The sequence below is a fragment of the Streptomyces sp. IBSNAI002 genome (assembly GCF_052244475.1).
Taxonomy (GTDB): Bacteria; Actinomycetota; Actinomycetes; order Streptomycetales; family Streptomycetaceae; genus Streptomyces.
The window spans coordinates 1-15,098 of record NZ_JBQPXG010000008.1 but is presented as its reverse complement, the minus strand read 5'-3'; the positions used below and the strand labels follow the sequence as shown (position 1 = coordinate 15,098).

Sequence of the window (15,098 nt, the reverse complement as noted above, 5' to 3'; positions counted from 1 at the left end):
TGACCTCAGTGCCTCACTGAGGAAACAGCGACCGGCCGGGGCTCTCTCGAAGTCAAAACGTGAGGGTGCTGGACGCGCGACTCAGCCCCGGACCTGGTTGGGCCCGGGGCTGAGTCAGTTGAGGAAGGGTCAGCCGATGGCCGCAAGGAAAAGGCCGGCCACCACCACGGCTAGGATGTGCGCCGGTCTGAGATCCTGGGCGGGGACCGCGGTGGGGTGTTGCCCTAGGCGGTCCCAGGGCTGCGCTGTACTGGTAGCTGGAGCCGCCTGGGCGAGGACGATTTCCACTGTGATCACCGGCGTACCGGTCTAATCACCCTAAAGGAGATGGCGGCGCCGTTGCGAACTCCCGTCACCGTGACCCTTCCCAGGGGAAGGGCGGCTCCCGCAACTTCCGCACCACAGGCCGATTGACCTGTGGTTTCTTGGATCTCAAACACTCGTTCAGGAGTGGTTGATGTTCAATGTGCCCTGCACGGCGGTCTGGGTGAGGGGGGCGCATCCAATGAGGACGACTGGCGTGCAATTGGCGGTCATGACACTGCCGTTGTTGGTGAACGTGATGACCATGTTTTGAGCCCACGTTCCGTAGGTGGCGCTCGAGGGCTGGCCGGTGCCCAGGTAGTAGGGGATGAAGAGCGTCTGGGACTGGCCCTGGTTGAAGGATTGACCGACTGGCGCACCGGTGATGTTGGAACTAACCGAGTTCAAGGTCAGCGTGAGATCCGGGACGTTGTTGTTGATCTGGACGGGCGTGTAACCGGCGGGTGAGTCCCGGATCAGGCCGAGCCCGGTGACAACGCTGTGTCCGTTTCCGGTGGTGGCGTTGTGGCCGTATTCGATGCTGCCGCAGGCGTTGTGATTGTGGTTGCCTTCGACCTTGATGAAGCAGACGTTGTTCTTGTCGTGGTCCTTACCGTGGTCGTCTGCGTGTGCGGTGGAGGCGAGGCCGGTGAGTGCGAGGAGTGCTGTGGCGGCGGCGAGTGCGGTGCGCATGTGGCGCATTCAGTTTTCTCCTTGAGGCTGAGAGCAGGGCCTTTCGTATCTTTGTGGTGTGGGTGTGCGGGGTGGGGGAGGCGTGGCCATACCGTGGTTCGGTTGGGTCAACGGCGGTGACAGTCCCTTAGCCCTGCTCTGCTCTCGCGCCCGCAAACCGCCGGGGCAGTCAGCGAGCCAGTGACCGGCGAGCAGCAGGATCACGACGGATGCGAACAACTCTGGTTGACGGGTGGTCGGAGCGGCGGGGGCTGTGCGCCTGGCAGTGAACGGCCCCCGCTGGTTCAGTTCGGTTCAGTCGGTCTCGGAGTCCTCGGAGACCTCGGCGTTGATGAGCCCGAGCTGGCGGACGCCCGCGTTGTAGGCGGCCCGGGCGGAGCTGCGCTTGGTGGGGTCGTCGTAGAGCAGTCCCGCGATGTCGGTCCAGGACAGCCCGTGGTTGTCGCGGAGGGCGACGACCAGGCCGCGCGTCTTGCGCTCCAGGTCTCGTTGGAGGCTGGCGGTGGCCTGGGTGGCCTGACGGAGGGTGTCGACTGGGCCGAGGTCGTCCACGGTGGCGGCGCCCAGGACCGTCAGTGCGTACTCCAGGCGCCCGCTTTCGACCGCGAACGCGATCCGGCCGCGCGGGTCGTCGGTCGCGGGGTTCCAGATGACCTCGAACTTGGCGCCGCCGGTCTTGGTCGCGTGCACGCTCATGTTGATCTCCCCGATAGGTGACTGTGCGTTTTCCGCACACCCTTAGAGTAGGGGGTGTGCGGAAAACGCACAAGGGGTTTGGGGTACATGTACTGAACCTCAGTGATCAACTGGGCTTCAGGCGGCTCAGTAGAATACTGACCATGGCAATGTCATGGGCGTTCCTCAACTTGAAGCCGGGGGTGGGGAAGTCGACCACCACGGTCTTCTTGGGCCAAGCCTTCTACGAACTGGGCTACAAGCCCCTCCTGGTCGATGCCGACTCCGGTCGGTCCTCGCTCGCTGCGTACAACCGCGCGGGCGGCCTCAACTGGCCCGTCATCGGGATGGACGAGCCTGACCTCCACCGCAAGATCCCGGACATCGACCAGGGCGTGGACATCGTCCTCATCGACGTCCCCCAGCTTGAGGACCACGCCCGCATTGCCCGGGGCGCGATGCGCTACGCCGAGACCTGGATCCTTCCCGTGGCCCCCAGCCACTACGAGGTGGACCGGATGTTCGAGCCTCCCCGGGGCGCCCCGGACGACAGCGATCGGTCGTTGCTGCGGGAGCTCCTGGAGGAGGTTCAGGAGATGCGGGCTGCGCCGGCGGACGTTGCGGTCCTCCTCAACCGGACCAACCGCTCCAAGCGAACGAAGTCCGGCCCGGATGCCGACGTGCGCGGCGTGCTGGAGACCAAGGGGTTCGACGTCCTGGAGACTCTGATCCCGTACAACGACGACAAGTTCCGCCAGGCGATCACCCCGAAGACGCCCGGCACCAACGCGAGGAAGCTGGCCCAGGAACTCCTGGCCCGCAGGACGGAGAAGCTGGGATGACTCAGAGCAAGGCCAACCGCGGCTACGACCGGACCGTGAACCGTGCCGCGACGAGCCAGGCCGCCGTCCCCGCTGTAGTCCCAAGGACTACCCCCATCCGGATCACGGTCGATGTCCGGCCGACGTTCCACCGCCGACTGAAAAGGTGGTGCAACGGCACGGCCGCGGAGCGGGACCTCTCCTCGGTCGACCTCTCCGCCGTGTTCCGCATCCTCGCGGACGAGCTCCTGGAGGACGAGAAGCTCGCGGAGAAGGTGGCCAAGAGGCTTCAGGCGAAGGACGGCAAGCTGTAGCTGTCGCCTGTCACATACGGATCAGGGGTGGGGTTCGGCCTTGTTTCCGCTGGTAGATCGTGTGACAGCACGCGACACGCGACAGGGCATGTGACTGGGCCCCACACCCTGAATCGGGTGTGGGGCCCAGTTGTGCGCCGGCCTTTTCTACTCGTCGCCGCCGTAGTCGAGCGGGCTGAACTGGACGGAGATGACGTCCTCCAGCTCTGCCTGGTCGTAGTAGTTCTCCAGGCCCTCAACGAAGATCCCGCGCATGCCCTCTTCGTCTCCGTCCATGAACGCCTGCAACAGGTCCTCCATGTGGCCCTCGGACAGCCACTCGCCCAGGTTGACCTTGCGGGCCCGGGTCTCGTCGCTGACGCGGATGTTCGCGTGCAGGACCAGGCCGCCTGACGGCTTGCTGACCCCGGCGGGCCGCTGGATCCTCCAGGTCTGCCCGTCGTCCTGGAGCTCCATGTGCTGGTCGTTGGCGGACCGGAGCAACCGCTCCTTGCGGCCCTGCGGGATCAGGGCCTCCTTGTTGGCCCGGTTCAAGGCGTCGTTGCTGTCGGCCCGGGGGGAGGTCTTGCCCTCGGCCCATGCCTTGAGGGTCTTGGTGCTGCGACCCACGGCCTTGGCTGCCTCGGCCACCGACCCGCCGAACCGCTTGATGAGCTGACCGGCGCGGACGGCCGCGGAGCGGTCCTCGGACTTGGCGGACCTCTTGGTGAGGGCCTTGTACATGGCGTTCTTGACGTCACCCATCAGCGGTTACCCCCTCGGCGTGCGGTCTGGGCGGCCTTGCGGGCCTCGTTGCGCTCCCGGATGCGGGCGGCCTTCTCCCTGGCCTCGGTGACCTCCTGGTGGAAGGCGTCGCGGGCCTGGGACTTGGCCTTGAAGTGCCCCAGCTTGATGCCGGTGTTGTCGATGCGGAGACCGGCGGGCACCTGGGCCTCGGCGTCCTGGTGGTCGCTGGCGTAGGTGATCTCGTCGGTCTTCACCCGGACCGGGAACCGGGGTTCGGCCACGGTCTTGGTGATACCGGCTGCGGCGTAGACCTTCCGCAGGACGTTGGCCCAGGCCGCGTCGCGGACCGCGTGGCCCCAGTCAGGCCGGCGGATGACGCCCTGGTCGGCGTTCCTCAGCTTCCCGTGGACCGTGTGGTAGATCTCCTTCAGGACCAGGGCCACGGCCTGGTCGTCGCTGTCGGCAGAGGCCGTCAGCGCGGCGAGCTGGTCGCGGATGCCGTCGCTGAACGCGCGGAACCCGTCGAACCCCACGGCTTCAGCGATGTGCGCGCTCTGGATCTCCGGGGTGATCCCGAGGTCGACGTACGCCTGCACGATGTCCGTGGTCACCGTGACGACCTGCCCGGCACGGTGGTTGGGGACCGGCGCCGGAACCTGAGGGTGCGGCCAGTGCGGGACCACGATGGTCCAGAGCCCGGCCATCGACTTGTCGAACAGCGGGCTGTCGACCTTCCTGAGGTCGTCGCGGGCCACGGTCGCCTGCCGGTAGGCCGGGAGGTACGCCTTGTTCAGGTCGTAGAGGCTGCGCCAGGGCTGGGCGGCCTCGGCCTCGGTTTCGGCGCGGCTCCAGGCACTGTCGTCCAGGGCCTGCGGCCACGACTCGAAGGAGCCCTGCCACTTGGGGTGCTGGCGGGCGGTCTCCTCGATCCGGGCCCGCAGCATCGCGATACCGGTACCGGCGGCCTTGCCCTCGAAGTGGTGACCGGTGACCTGGGCGAAGCGCTCCAGTCGGTAGGCCAGCGTCAGAGCGTCGCTGGTGTCCTCCTCCTTGGCCTCCCTCATGGCCTTGGTGCGGACTTTGGGGAAGCTGTCGGGACCCAGCCACAGGACGGGCGTGATGCGGACCCAGTCCTCCCGGTCCGGGTGCTGCATCAGGCAGGACTGTCCGACGTACATCCGCTCCTTCTCCTTCGACATGGGCTTGTGCCAGCCCGCGTCGCTGAGGGTCTGGAACGGCCGCGACCACGGGGCGTCCGCGAGGGACGGGCCCTCGGCGGGGAGCTTGAAGCCGCGGTGGGCGTCGGCACCGATCAGCAGGGTCAGCCGGCCTCGGGGAACGAGGCGGGTGGCCTGGTCGACCAGAGCGGCGAGGCTGGTGGTCGACGCCTCCTCCAGAGCGACCGAGGACGCGTCGGCGGAGTTCACCAGCTGGCCGCCGGTCACGGCGAGGACCACACCCTCCGCAGCACCCGCCGGAGTTGCTGAGACGGGCGCCTTGGCCTGGGAGGGCACGACCGTAACCCTGTGAGGTTCAGGCTGTGAGGGCTGTGAGGTTGTGAGGTCAACAGCCTGAATCCCCTGGTCAACAGGGGTCCTGTTGTCGACCTGTGAGGCTGTGAGCTGTGAGGGGAACTCGTCCTGCATGGGGCTCGGGTCGGGGGTCTCGCCGGGGCCGCCGGTCTGGGGCTGGTCCTGGCCGTCGCCGTTGCCGGGGTCGTCGTCGTCCGCCTCCAGGAGGGTGAACACGGTGGAGGCCGGGATCATCACGAGCGGCATGGCCTTCTTGTTGGTGCCGATCCGGACCTTGGTGGTCGCGACCTGCCCGGCCTGGGTGCTCCGCAGGATCGCCCCCTCCTTGAGTAGGAAGGACGGCAGGCTCTTGACCTGGTGGCCGGTGAGGCGGGGGTCCTTGGACTGCATGACCAGGGTGTGGAGGTCCGAGGCGGTGATCCCGAGGAGTTCGCCGTCCTCGAGGAAGTACAGGGACGCGCCCTCCCCGCCAAAGCCGTTCGAGCTGCCCCCGAAGGTGTCCTCCCTGAGGCCCTGGGCCTGGGGAGTCTGGCCGGGGACCAGGGCCTTGGGCACAGAGTCCTTGGGGCACCGGATGTGCGCGCGCCGCTCCTGAAGGGAACGGCGGAGCACGGACCCGAGGGCCTCGGGGATGCCGGTGTCGGCGGTCTGCCGGTCGCCCATCATGTCGGCCTGGGCCGCGAGAGAGGCGACGAACTTGGGGAGGATCGCGTGCCACAGCGGCGCGACGTCCAGGCCGCACGCCTCCTTCACCATCACCAGTCCGGCGAGCATCTGGTACGCGGCCTTGAGCACGCCGTCCATACCGTCCGGGGCGTCCTGGCCGATGGCCGCCCGGGCGACGGGCAGGAACTTGTCCTTGGCGGCCTGGTCGCACTCCTTCACCCAGGCTTCTGCCTTCTCCTTGCCCAGGGCTGACAGGTGCGCGATGACCCGGTCACCGATGGTCCGGATCCCGGGCTCCATCCCGGCGCCGTTCTTCTCGTACCAGCGCCAGTCGTTGTCGCCCTGGTGGAACTCGGGGCAGACCACCCGCCGCAGCATCGACGCCTGCACCGCTGTCGGGATCTTCTGCGCGGTCAGGACCAGGATCCCTCGGACGTAGACCGATTCGGCGATCCGGTCGGAGTGACGCTCGGACCGGTCCCGGATCGGGGTGCCGTTGAACGCGGCACGCGTCATCCGGTCGGCCTTCTCGACCGCGTCACGGACCTCCCGTGCGTCGGAGTCCGAGGTGAGCGGCATGTCCTCGATCCCGATGACGCGGTCGTTCGCCATCCGGATCTTCTTCTCGATCGCGGTGATCGTGTCGCTGAACGAGGAGTCGACGTAGGGGGGCCAACCGGCCGTCATAGTCAGGCAGGACGCCACCCAGAACGTGAGGGTCTTCCCCGTGTTGGGCTTCCCGTGAGGGATCAGCGACCCTCGGACCGGCTCCAGGGACTGGGCCAGTGCGCGGACACCGACAGCCAGACCGAGCGCCGGCCCCCACCCGTGGGTGGAGAGTTCCTTCACCACACGCTTCTGCGCGGGCAGGGTGGCGGCCTTCTCCAACGGTCGGGAGGCCCGGACAAGCTCCGGCTTGAGGTCGACCGTGCGGACGCCGTCCACGACCTCATCAGTCGCGCGGACGTACATCCAGCGGCCGTCGGGCAGGTCGAACCATCCGGTCCGCCGGAGCATCCAGGTGCTGGGCAGGTCTACGGCCTGTTCGGTGACGACGTTCTCCAGGGCGTCACGGACCTTGCTCCGGCCGAACCCCTTGGCCCCGGGGATCATCTCCCGCCAGATCCGACCGGTGGTCAGGTCGTCGGAGGTGACCGTGGTCACCACCCCGCTCACCTCGACCTCGTACCGGCGCTCAACACACCGGCCGTCGTCGTCCAGGCGGACCAGGTGCCGGTTGACCTTCGGGCACCAGGACAGGAACCGCACGGGCGGCTTGTCCGGGCCGTTCGTCGTGAAGAGCCCGGGGCGGGGTCCGCCGATCACGTACCTGAGGGACGGGTCACCATCGACCGACCGGCCGAAGAACGACACGCTGCCCTGACCACCTCCTGAACCACCACTCTTTCGGCGGCTCCTTCCCTGGTCAGGGACCGTTTCGGACCCCTTCTGATCATCGTTTTCCTGCTGGACTGCATGTGCCGACTGGGGCACGTGGCCCTCTCTCTCCGGCAGTCCTCCATTTCCACGACCCCTGAGGAGGCCGTAGAGTGGTAGGTAGAAGGACTGCCTGACGGTTGGGTTGTTCCTGATGCGTTAAAGAGAGGTTCTCTCTCAGAGGTGTGGTAGCCGCTGAGAGAAGGGCCTCTCTTTTTTTGTGTAGAGCCTAACGATGCGTGAGTGGCGGAAGTGCCTGGGCCTAACCCTGGCCCTGCATCTCGTACTGGTAGCGCATCCAGCGACCCCCACCGAAGAAGTACTCACCGAACTCGATGACGTCTCCATCAGCGTCACGCCAAGTGTTCTGGCCGATGAAGACGGGGTCGCCCTCGCTCAGCCCGATCGCCGCGGCCTGTTCAGCAGTCGCGGCGCCGACAGTCATCCGGTCATCGGCCGACTGAGCTGTGCGGCCAGTCGCCTCCATGATCACACCAGCCGTACCGCCGATGATTCGGTCGGTCGACAGGAGTTGGGGAACTACCTCGGCCAGGTCGGCAGCGAACCAACTGGTGGACGCGCTGACGGGGCCCTCTTCGTTGTGCGTGACCCTGACCCGCTTGATGACGGGACTACCGGGCTCGATGCCGTACGTGTCGGCCACGTGCTCAGGGGCCGGCACCATCTCTGAGACCGAGATGACCGCGAACTCACCGGGCGTGTAGATCCGGCCTGTCGACAGCATCCGGCTCAGTCGGTCATGTGACGAACGGTGAAGCGTCGCCTTGGTCCGAACGACCGTGCCGTGGCCCACGATGCTTTCGACCAGGCCGTCAGCGCGAAGCGCGGCCACGGCCTTCATCGCCGTTGCCTGGCTGATGCCCCAGGTCTCGGCGAGCTGGCGAACGGACGGGACCTTGTCGCCGTCCTTCAACTCTCCCTTGATGATCTGGTCTCGCAGGTGCTTCACCACCTGGAGATAGACGGGAGTTCGATCAACCGACGGTGCCATGGGGATCCCCTTTTTCCACTGGTGAGAACTGGAGTAACCGTACTAGGTCACTACGCACATCGTAACCGTTGACATGCCTAGTGTGCTAGTGCACTATGCAGTTACGCACCTGGAACGAACGAGCCGGTCGGGGATCCCGCTAAGTCCCCCCGACCGGCTCTAGATCCCCCATGGAGGGACCGTGTCTACAGCGTATGACCTGGGCGTTTCGCCCGAAACCCGGCTCACCGCAGAGTCTGCCGATCGTCTCGACCGGCTGTTCCGCCTGCACAACGCCCGTCTGGTGGCGTTCGCCACCACCCGCACCCGCGACTACGCCACGGCCGAGGACGTCGTGTCGGAGTGCTGGGTGCGGGCCGCGCTCTCGCTCCACCAGCTCCAGGCCGACGACGACCGCGCGTACGGATGGCTCCGCTCCATCACCGTCCGCGCGGCCATCGACCACTACCGCCGGAAGTCCGCGAGCGAGCGGGTTACCGACTTCGGTGACGTCGTCGCGGTCCGCCTGGTCCCCGCCGCTCCGCCCGCCGACGCCGACCTCTACACCCTCGCGGAGCTGACGGCACCCGAGGCCCGGGTGTTGAAGCTGGCCTCCCAGGGGCTGAGCCAGTCCGCGATCGGGGCCCGGATGGGCCGCCACAAGGGAACCGTCTCCCGCCAGCTCTACTCCGGCGCCCGTCGCCTCCGGTCCCTGGCCGGGGGTGCGCGATGACCTACCCCGCCTACGACCCGAGCACCGAGCCCGCGACGGCTCACTCCATCGCTCAGGCCCAGCAGGCCATGGAGGCCGCCGAGGCCGCGCGCCGTCAGGCCGCCACCATCACCGCCCAGCAGCAGGCCGCGAACGGGGGCCAGTCGTGAGCATCCGCCGCGAGACCCGCCACGAGGACTACGACCGCACGCACAGCCTGATGGCCGCCCTCGGGGCGAGCCTCCTCCCGCCCGACCAGGAGACCCCGCCGGAGCGGGCCCAGTTCGAGCGCGTGATCGCCAATGCCTTGTACGTGAACCGCTCCGCCGAAGCGCCCGCCGGCCACAACTACCCGAAGAGGGGCTGACCATGACCAGCACTCGCAAGCTCGACCAGGCGATCCGCACCGCCGAGGCCAAGCTCAAGGGCGTCCGAGCGAAGGAGTCCTGGGCCCTCCCCGCTAAGGACCAGGCCAAGCTGGCGAGCTACGTCGCCGTCATCGTCGGCAAGGGCGTCCGGGGCCAGCAGTCCTCCCCGAGGTCCGAGCGTGGCATCGACACCCTCTGGGCCAACGCCGAGGCCCGACTCGTCGCGGAGATCCGCGCGGCGGAGACCGCCAAGCAGCAGATCATCAACAAGGACGCCGCCGCCAAGATCGCACGCAAGTCCGAGTCCAAGGGCTGGTGGTAGCCGTGGCCAGCCACAAGGCGCTCAACCCGCCCCCGAACCAGTGCAGGCAGTGCTGGCTGCACGCCTACGACAGCCGCGAGGTCCACAAGCACTTGGGCCCGCGCGAGGACTGCCCCGCGTGCGTTGACCACATGGTCAACGGCCACCCCGCCCACATGATCGTGGGGCGGTGATGGCCATGCGCAAGACCCTGGTCCTGCCGCTCCTGGTGGCCCTCGGCGCGAGCGACGCGCTCGTCCCGCTGGCCGTGGTGTTCGCCCTGGCCTTCGGAGTGTTCGGCCCCCTGGGCTGGCACGGCATCCCCACCTTCGCCGCCGCGTGCGCCGCCGGGGGAGTGGCCTACCTCCTCTTCACCACCCGCCTCCCCGGGTGCCGGGTCCCGGGCTTCATTCGGGCCATGGAGCTGGGCGGGTCGGTCGCCATCTGGGCCGGATACGAGCCGCAGACCGACCCCGACGCCCCGGGCCTCCACCTCAACTGACCTTCCCCTCCCCGGCCGGGGGCGCTCTCGCCCGCCCCCGGCCACCCCGAAAGGACCCGAAGTGCTGCGCTTCAAGAACCTCACCAAGCTGGTCCCGACCACGGTGACCCGCGACGGCAAGCCCCACACCTACAACAAGCCGGTCTCCAGCCGCGTCCCGATCGCCCCGCGGAACTGGGACGTCATCGGCATCCGCGCGGCGGCCGGAATCGTCCTCGGCCTCACCGCCGTGGCGGTCGTCTGGTCCACCGTCTCCATCGGCAAGCTCCTCGAAGGCGGCGTCGGCTACGCGGCCGCCGGCCTTTTCGACGCGGCCTGGATCACCTGCATCATCCTCGAAGTCCTCGCCCGCTACGACCGCTCGAAGCGCAAGTTCGCCCGCATCCTCGGCGGCGTCCTGGTCGCCGTCACCATGGGCGCCATCTTCTGGGAAGGCTGGGTGGCCGACAGCATCCCGCTCGCCGTGGTCGGCGCGGCCGTCTCCGCCGTCGCCAAGACCCTCTGGCTCGGCGTACTCAAGTTCATCGACCGCGACCTGGACGCCGACGACGCCGCCTGGCTCGAAGGCGAGACCAGCAAGGCCGCGCTGATGATGGCCCGCGCCCAGGTCCAGCGGCAGGTTGCCCGCGCCGAGGCCGGAGTCATCGGAGAGATGCTCGCCATCGAGCACCAGCACCGCGAGATGGCCGACGCCCTGGGCATGAGCCGCGAGGAGTACCAGGAGCTGCGCGTCCGTGCCCTGGGTGCCTCCGATGCCGCGCCGCTTGCCGCGATCCCGGCGGGCAAGCCCACTGAGGTCACTGAACTGCCTGAGGGTACTGAGGTCAGGGTCGAGCGTGCCGAGGAGGGCACCCTCGGGCAGACGTCGGGCACCACGAACACCCAAGTCAGCGGGCGTGCGATGCCCGCGCTTGCCCTGATCACGCCCGCCCCTCTCGACCTGGGCAAGACCCCTGCCGACCTGGGCAAGCCGGTCTCCCCGGCAGGCTTGCCCGCCCCTCTCGCGGCGGCTTCGGACGCGGGCAAGCCTGCCCCTTCCTCCACCCGGGTCTCGGGCAAACCTTCGGGCAATACCCCTCCGGCCACCATCGCTGAAGCGGTCCGCGCGGCGGTCTCCCTCGGCATCACCGAGACCGACGCCATCGCCGCCAAGGTCCCCGAGCTGATGAAGAAGGAGCCCAACCGCTACAGCGTCCGCCGCGAGATCCTCCGCCAGCGACCGGCCATCGACAAGGCCAAGGCCGACCAGCAGAGCGGCACCGGTCAGTACCTCTGACCGATCGTCAGCCGGTCGCCGGACTTTATCCACAGGTCCGGTTCTGCAAGATCCCAGAACTCACCGGTGAGGTTCGCGCCTCACCGGTGAGTCACCGGCTCCACATCGATGCCGACTTGAGACCCCTGTCCGGTCTGGCTGGTGAGGTGCCCGGTGAACACCCGCCCGTTACGTAGACCAACCCACAGCAGCACTCAGAGAGGACCAGAGATGACCGCCTACGACACCTACACCGCCCACGCGGAGACCAACCTCCTCCAGGCCCGCCAGCTCAGCGAGAAGGCCGTGCAGACGGGCCAGGCCGCCCTGGCCGACCAGACCGACTCCCTCATCCGCATGGCAGCCGTCTGGGCCCAGCTCGCCGCCAACGCTCAGGCCCGCGAGTCCGACCTCATGGTCGCCGGAACGTGGACCGCTCAGTGCGAAGCCACGGAGAGCGACTTCCGGCCGGTCGACCTGTCCGGCCAGCGCGGGGGACCGGTCGAACCCATCCAGTGATCTAGCTCACAGAGCGTCACACCGTAGCCAAAAAATCTACCTGTCCCAGGTGGAGGGCCCGTTCGAGGTAGCAGCCGAATGGTCCCCGCAGAACCGGTCGGGTCCGCCCCGTAGCAGGAGGCGGGCCCGACCTTCCGGGGGTGCCGGGTAGCAGCCGGCACCCCCGACTCCGCACCGCCCAGCCTGAGCAGAAGGAGTTCCACCCGATGTTCGCACCGCCCAACCAGCCCAGCCACAGCAAGGCCCCCAAGCCCACCGACTGGGAGGCCATAGGAGAAGGTCTCGCCGACGCGGCGAAGGGGGTCTGGCGGTTCGCGTCCGGCGACACCCTGGACGGGGAACCCCGTACCGACCGGACCTGGACCCACCGCGGTACGCCGCTGACCACCAAGCGCGATGACGGCAAGATGCCGCACGCCTGGGACTACCTCTCCCGCTGGGAGATGCTCGGGCTCCGTGCCTTCGGCTCGTTCGTCGTCGGCGGGACCGGCTACGCGGCCGTCGTGGAGCCGACCGAGACCCTCGTGGCCCTCCAGGTCTCCGGCCTCGCTGCGGCCTGTTCAGCGGCCTCCTGGGCCGGATTCCGGGGCATGGACGGCCTGGTGACGTGGCGCCACCGCAAGGACTGGGTGTGGCCCCTCCACGTGGTCCTGAGGGACCTCCTGGGCCTCCCCGAGGGCGTCACCCCGGGCGACTACCTCAAGGTCCCGCCGGCCTACGCCGACATGGCCGGGGAAGTCGTCACGGTGGAGCTCCCCGGGACCTGGTCCCCGGGCTCGGACGCCTCGGCCATCACCCAGGCCGTCGTCTCCAAGCTCGGCCTCCAGGACGTCAAGGCGTCCGTGAAGCTCTCGGGGACGAAGCACCGGATCGTGTTCCGGCAGTCCCCCCGGGCGCCGATGAAGGTCATGTACTCGGACCCCGAGGTCCGCAAGCTGGTGGAGAAGGCCAGCCCGTCCGCGCCCTTCCTGGGCCTGTCCCACAGGGACGTGGCCGTCTCCATCGACCTGGACGACGAGTCGCCGCACGTGATGTTCTCCGCCGCCCCCGGCGGTGGAAAGTCCGTCCTCGCAAAAGCATTTGCCGCCCAGGTTCTCCACCACGGCGGAATTGCATTCCTCATCGACTTCAAGCGCACGTCCCACAAGTGGGCCTATGGCCTCCCCAATCTCATGTACATCCGCCACGAAAAGGACGCGCACGACCTCCTGTTGGCCCTCGCGGCCGAAGGAAACCGGCGCATGGCCATCGCCGAAGAGAACGTTCACCGCGAAATGCGGGGCGAACCCCCGCTTCCGATGGGCCCGCGAATTCTCCTCATCATGGAGGAGGCGAACACCCTCCAGAAGCGTCTAAAGAGGTACTGGGCCAAGAACAAACCGGAAGGTGAGAAGAAGGCCGACTCTCCGGCCGTCGAAGCATACGGCGAGTTTCTTTTCATGGGCCGCTCTCAGCTCATGCACGCGCTTCTCATCGGCCAGTCCCTCACCGCGCAGACCGTGGGCGGTCCGGAAATGCGTGAGGCATTCACCGCGCGAATCCTGGCCCGCTACACCCAGAATGCATGGCGAATGCTGGTCCCCGAGGTCTCCCCGATCCCGAAGGCGTCCCGCCACTCCGGCCGCGTCCAGGTCGTCCTGGCTGGCCAGGCCCACGAAACCCAGGTCGTCTTCATGACAGACGAGGAAGCCCGGGAGCTCGCCCTCTCCGGAACCGTCACCAAGGTCCCCTCCATCGAGGAGCTCAGGGGCGCCGCCGACACACTGAACAACCGACACAGCGGGGGTTCCCACCAGGGGGATCAGGTTGTGTCAGACACAGAGGGACGCCCCCTGAGGGTCGTACCCGACCCTGACCAGGGCGAAGACCAGGGCCCCGACGAGAACGCCCCGATCAGCCTCTCCCAGGCCGCCAAGACGGTCTGCGCGGGAGTGGCCGGCCCCGCCCAGCCGGGAGCCACCACCACCCAGGCACAGCGCGACCTGTTCGCCCTCAGGAACGCCCGCGGCCGGGACAAGCAATTCCCCGACCACGTCGCCCTCAAGGGCCGAGAAAAGCTCTACAACCCCGTGGACCTTGCCCTCTGGGCCCGGAACCGCGTGAATGCAGCGGAGGAATCTGAAGGCTCGGAAACCCCCGAAACCGGCACCGAATAACCCTCTCTGGCGGGGGGTTCGCGCCGAATCCCCCGCCCTTCGGAAAGGCTCGCAGCGTTTCATGTGGAACCTCAGGAAGAAGAGAAAAGAAAAGCGTCAGATGGTAATTCACTTCGCCAAGCGCGTCATTTTTGCGACCGATGCGGCGATCAACTCAGGCGTTTGGGAGGGTGAAGTGACCACCCTGGACGTGCAAGATAAAGCCCGTCAGCTCTTCAATCTCGAACTGTCCGACAAAGCCGCCACATTCGCGCTGCTCAACCGATTGGAAGAGCGCGGATTCCTCGTTTCGACCAACACCGTAAGGAGCATGGACGCATGAGCCCCGCCGAATTGAAGCTCATCAAGGCCGGTGAACTCCCTCCGGAATCCGAGGAATTCACGACCGAAGAGGAGGACCAGGCACCCAGGACCTTCGGGGACCGGCTCCCCGGACTGGCCATCAAGGCCGGGGCCGTCGCCGTCGCCCTGGTGGGCCTCCTGGTCCTCAACATCGTGATCGGCCTCGCCTACGCCTTCCACCAGCTCCACCTCTTCACCTGGATTGTCCTCGCCGTCTACTGCCTCGTCGGCGGCGCCCTCGTCCGCCTCTACAAGGAACGCGAGCGCGGCTTCAAAGCCATCACCCTCCAGTGGGCCCAGTACCAGGTCTGGGCCACCGACGACCTTCCCGAGAGCTGGGAGAAGGCCACTGCCGCCGGCCGAAAGCTCCGCACCCTCGGCCGCAAGCCCCAGCAGGAGAAGGCCGCATGAAGCTCTTCAAGAAGAAGCCCAGCCCCACCGACGAGATCATGTGGCGGGCCATCAGCGACCTTCGCCGCCGCGTCGGCGGGTTCGGAGTCGAAGACCTGCGCCGGTACGCGGAGCAGCAGTACGGGACCAAGCTCGACTACTGGACCGTCTACCGCGCGATGCGCGACGGCCGCTGACGACCTGTCCGCTTCAGCCGACAACATCAGAGCCCCAGAGGGCCCCCTCTCCGTCTACCACCGGAGAGGGGGCCCTCTGGCGTTCCAGCACCCTCAGGTTTTGGTCTCTGACGGGCCCTGATGGCCTCTAGAACACCTCAGTGGGTCACTGAGGTCAGTACCTCACTGGCTTAGCCCGGGAGGCTTTGAGGGGCGGTT

At 67.6% G+C, this 15,098-nt stretch carries 19 protein-coding genes; 14 read left to right on the top strand and 5 right to left on the bottom strand.

Annotation, left to right across the window (positions count from 1 at the left end):
- Nucleotides 1–444: 444 nt before the first annotated feature.
- The gene (locus tag ACTVZO_RS45380) at nucleotides 445–1,005 is read right to left on the bottom strand and encodes a hypothetical protein (protein ID WP_443304481.1); all 561 of its coding nucleotides are present in this window, start codon (nucleotides 1,003–1,005) and stop codon (nucleotides 445–447) included.
- A gap of 285 nt (nucleotides 1,006–1,290) precedes the next feature.
- Entirely contained in the window at nucleotides 1,291–1,692 is a 402-nt protein-coding gene (locus ACTVZO_RS45375) for a hypothetical protein (RefSeq protein ID WP_443304480.1), read from the bottom strand.
- 143 nt (nucleotides 1,693–1,835) lie between these two features.
- Between ACTVZO_RS45375 and ACTVZO_RS45370 the strand changes: the two genes are divergently transcribed.
- Complete coding sequence (locus ACTVZO_RS45370; protein WP_443304479.1) at nucleotides 1,836–2,513, top strand: nucleotide-binding protein; 678 nt, start codon at nucleotides 1,836–1,838, stop codon at nucleotides 2,511–2,513.
- Entirely contained in the window at nucleotides 2,510–2,806 is a 297-nt protein-coding gene (locus ACTVZO_RS45365) for a hypothetical protein (protein ID WP_443304478.1), read from the top strand. The genes ACTVZO_RS45370 and ACTVZO_RS45365 overlap by 4 nt, the downstream gene beginning before the upstream one ends.
- A gap of 147 nt (nucleotides 2,807–2,953) precedes the next feature.
- Here ACTVZO_RS45365 and ACTVZO_RS45360 read toward each other — a convergent pair whose 3' ends face one another.
- The 3 genes from ACTVZO_RS45360 to ACTVZO_RS45350 form a co-directional block, all read right to left on the bottom strand.
- The gene (locus ACTVZO_RS45360; protein ID WP_443304477.1) at nucleotides 2,954–3,550 is read right to left on the bottom strand and encodes a hypothetical protein; all 597 of its coding nucleotides are present in this window, start codon (nucleotides 3,548–3,550) and stop codon (nucleotides 2,954–2,956) included.
- On the bottom strand, nucleotides 3,550–7,104 hold the full coding sequence (locus ACTVZO_RS45355; RefSeq protein ID WP_443304476.1) for a hypothetical protein: 3,555 nt from the start codon (nucleotides 7,102–7,104) through the stop codon (nucleotides 3,550–3,552). The genes ACTVZO_RS45360 and ACTVZO_RS45355 overlap by 1 nt, the downstream gene beginning before the upstream one ends.
- 325 nt (nucleotides 7,105–7,429) lie before the next feature.
- Nucleotides 7,430–8,179 (bottom strand): GntR family transcriptional regulator, encoded by a 750-nt coding sequence (locus ACTVZO_RS45350; protein WP_443304475.1) that lies wholly within the window; start codon nucleotides 8,177–8,179, stop codon nucleotides 7,430–7,432.
- A 181-nt stretch (nucleotides 8,180–8,360) separates the two neighbouring features.
- Here ACTVZO_RS45350 and ACTVZO_RS45345 point away from each other — a divergent pair, with 181 nt between their 5' ends.
- From ACTVZO_RS45345 to ACTVZO_RS45290, 12 genes are all read left to right on the top strand, one after another.
- Entirely contained in the window at nucleotides 8,361–8,891 is a 531-nt protein-coding gene (locus ACTVZO_RS45345) for an RNA polymerase sigma factor (protein ID WP_443304474.1), read from the top strand.
- The gene (locus tag ACTVZO_RS45340; RefSeq protein ID WP_443304473.1) at nucleotides 8,888–9,040 is read left to right on the top strand and encodes a hypothetical protein; all 153 of its coding nucleotides are present in this window, start codon (nucleotides 8,888–8,890) and stop codon (nucleotides 9,038–9,040) included. The genes ACTVZO_RS45345 and ACTVZO_RS45340 overlap by 4 nt, the downstream gene beginning before the upstream one ends.
- The gene (locus tag ACTVZO_RS45335) at nucleotides 9,037–9,237 is read left to right on the top strand and encodes a hypothetical protein (protein ID WP_443304472.1); all 201 of its coding nucleotides are present in this window, start codon (nucleotides 9,037–9,039) and stop codon (nucleotides 9,235–9,237) included. The genes ACTVZO_RS45340 and ACTVZO_RS45335 overlap by 4 nt, the downstream gene beginning before the upstream one ends.
- A 2-nt stretch (nucleotides 9,238–9,239) precedes the next feature.
- On the top strand, nucleotides 9,240–9,560 hold the full coding sequence (locus tag ACTVZO_RS45330) for a hypothetical protein (RefSeq protein ID WP_443304471.1): 321 nt from the start codon (nucleotides 9,240–9,242) through the stop codon (nucleotides 9,558–9,560).
- A 2-nt stretch (nucleotides 9,561–9,562) separates the two neighbouring features.
- Nucleotides 9,563–9,733 (top strand): pRL2-8, encoded by a 171-nt coding sequence (locus ACTVZO_RS45325; protein ID WP_443304470.1) that lies wholly within the window; start codon nucleotides 9,563–9,565, stop codon nucleotides 9,731–9,733.
- 5 nt (nucleotides 9,734–9,738) lie between these two features.
- A complete protein-coding gene (locus ACTVZO_RS45320) occupies nucleotides 9,739–10,041 on the top strand; it encodes a hypothetical protein (RefSeq protein WP_443304469.1) in 303 nt (100 codons plus the stop codon).
- 61 nt (nucleotides 10,042–10,102) lie between these two features.
- The gene (locus ACTVZO_RS45315; protein ID WP_443304468.1) at nucleotides 10,103–11,317 is read left to right on the top strand and encodes a hypothetical protein; all 1,215 of its coding nucleotides are present in this window, start codon (nucleotides 10,103–10,105) and stop codon (nucleotides 11,315–11,317) included.
- A gap of 210 nt (nucleotides 11,318–11,527) precedes the next feature.
- Nucleotides 11,528–11,815 (top strand): hypothetical protein, encoded by a 288-nt coding sequence (locus tag ACTVZO_RS45310; RefSeq protein WP_443304467.1) that lies wholly within the window; start codon nucleotides 11,528–11,530, stop codon nucleotides 11,813–11,815.
- A 206-nt stretch (nucleotides 11,816–12,021) separates the two neighbouring features.
- Nucleotides 12,022–13,971 carry a pRL2-11 gene (locus ACTVZO_RS45305; protein WP_443304466.1) on the top strand — a complete coding sequence of 650 codons (1,950 nt, stop codon included), beginning with the start codon at nucleotides 12,022–12,024 and terminating at the stop codon, nucleotides 13,969–13,971.
- A 61-nt stretch (nucleotides 13,972–14,032) separates the two neighbouring features.
- Nucleotides 14,033–14,293, top strand: a complete 261-nt coding sequence (locus ACTVZO_RS45300) for a hypothetical protein (protein WP_443304465.1) — start codon at nucleotides 14,033–14,035, stop codon at nucleotides 14,291–14,293.
- On the top strand, nucleotides 14,290–14,724 hold the full coding sequence (locus tag ACTVZO_RS45295; protein ID WP_443304464.1) for a hypothetical protein: 435 nt from the start codon (nucleotides 14,290–14,292) through the stop codon (nucleotides 14,722–14,724). Before ACTVZO_RS45300 ends, ACTVZO_RS45295 begins: the two co-directional genes overlap by 4 nt.
- Complete coding sequence (locus ACTVZO_RS45290) at nucleotides 14,721–14,900, top strand: hypothetical protein (RefSeq protein ID WP_443304463.1); 180 nt, start codon at nucleotides 14,721–14,723, stop codon at nucleotides 14,898–14,900. The genes ACTVZO_RS45295 and ACTVZO_RS45290 overlap by 4 nt, the downstream gene beginning before the upstream one ends.
- The last annotated feature ends 198 nt before the right edge of the window (nucleotides 14,901–15,098 follow it).

Bases quoted from the DNA above. Each gene is read 5' to 3' on its own strand.
- ACTVZO_RS45310 (WP_443304467.1), top strand. From the start codon at position 11,528: ATGACCGCCTACGACACCTACACCGCCCACGCGGAGACCAACCTCCTC.
- ACTVZO_RS45370 (WP_443304479.1), top strand. From the start codon at position 1,836: ATGGCAATGTCATGGGCGTTCCTCAACTTGAAGCCGGGGGTGGGGAAG.
- ACTVZO_RS45360 (WP_443304477.1), bottom strand. From the start codon at position 3,550: ATGGGTGACGTCAAGAACGCCATGTACAAGGCCCTCACCAAGAGGTCC.
- ACTVZO_RS45290 (WP_443304463.1), top strand. From the start codon at position 14,721: ATGAAGCTCTTCAAGAAGAAGCCCAGCCCCACCGACGAGATCATGTGG.
- ACTVZO_RS45375 (WP_443304480.1), bottom strand. From the start codon at position 1,692: ATGAGCGTGCACGCGACCAAGACCGGCGGCGCCAAGTTCGAGGTCATC.
- ACTVZO_RS45300 (WP_443304465.1), top strand. From the start codon at position 14,033: ATGTGGAACCTCAGGAAGAAGAGAAAAGAAAAGCGTCAGATGGTAATT.
- ACTVZO_RS45295 (WP_443304464.1), top strand. From the start codon at position 14,290: ATGAGCCCCGCCGAATTGAAGCTCATCAAGGCCGGTGAACTCCCTCCG.
- ACTVZO_RS45365 (WP_443304478.1), top strand. From the start codon at position 2,510: ATGACTCAGAGCAAGGCCAACCGCGGCTACGACCGGACCGTGAACCGT.
- ACTVZO_RS45340 (WP_443304473.1), top strand. From the start codon at position 8,888: ATGACCTACCCCGCCTACGACCCGAGCACCGAGCCCGCGACGGCTCAC.
- ACTVZO_RS45330 (WP_443304471.1), top strand. From the start codon at position 9,240: ATGACCAGCACTCGCAAGCTCGACCAGGCGATCCGCACCGCCGAGGCC.
- ACTVZO_RS45320 (WP_443304469.1), top strand. From the start codon at position 9,739: ATGCGCAAGACCCTGGTCCTGCCGCTCCTGGTGGCCCTCGGCGCGAGC.
- ACTVZO_RS45305 (WP_443304466.1), top strand. From the start codon at position 12,022: ATGTTCGCACCGCCCAACCAGCCCAGCCACAGCAAGGCCCCCAAGCCC.
- ACTVZO_RS45350 (WP_443304475.1), bottom strand. From the start codon at position 8,179: ATGGCACCGTCGGTTGATCGAACTCCCGTCTATCTCCAGGTGGTGAAG.
- ACTVZO_RS45380 (WP_443304481.1), bottom strand. From the start codon at position 1,005: ATGCGCCACATGCGCACCGCACTCGCCGCCGCCACAGCACTCCTCGCA.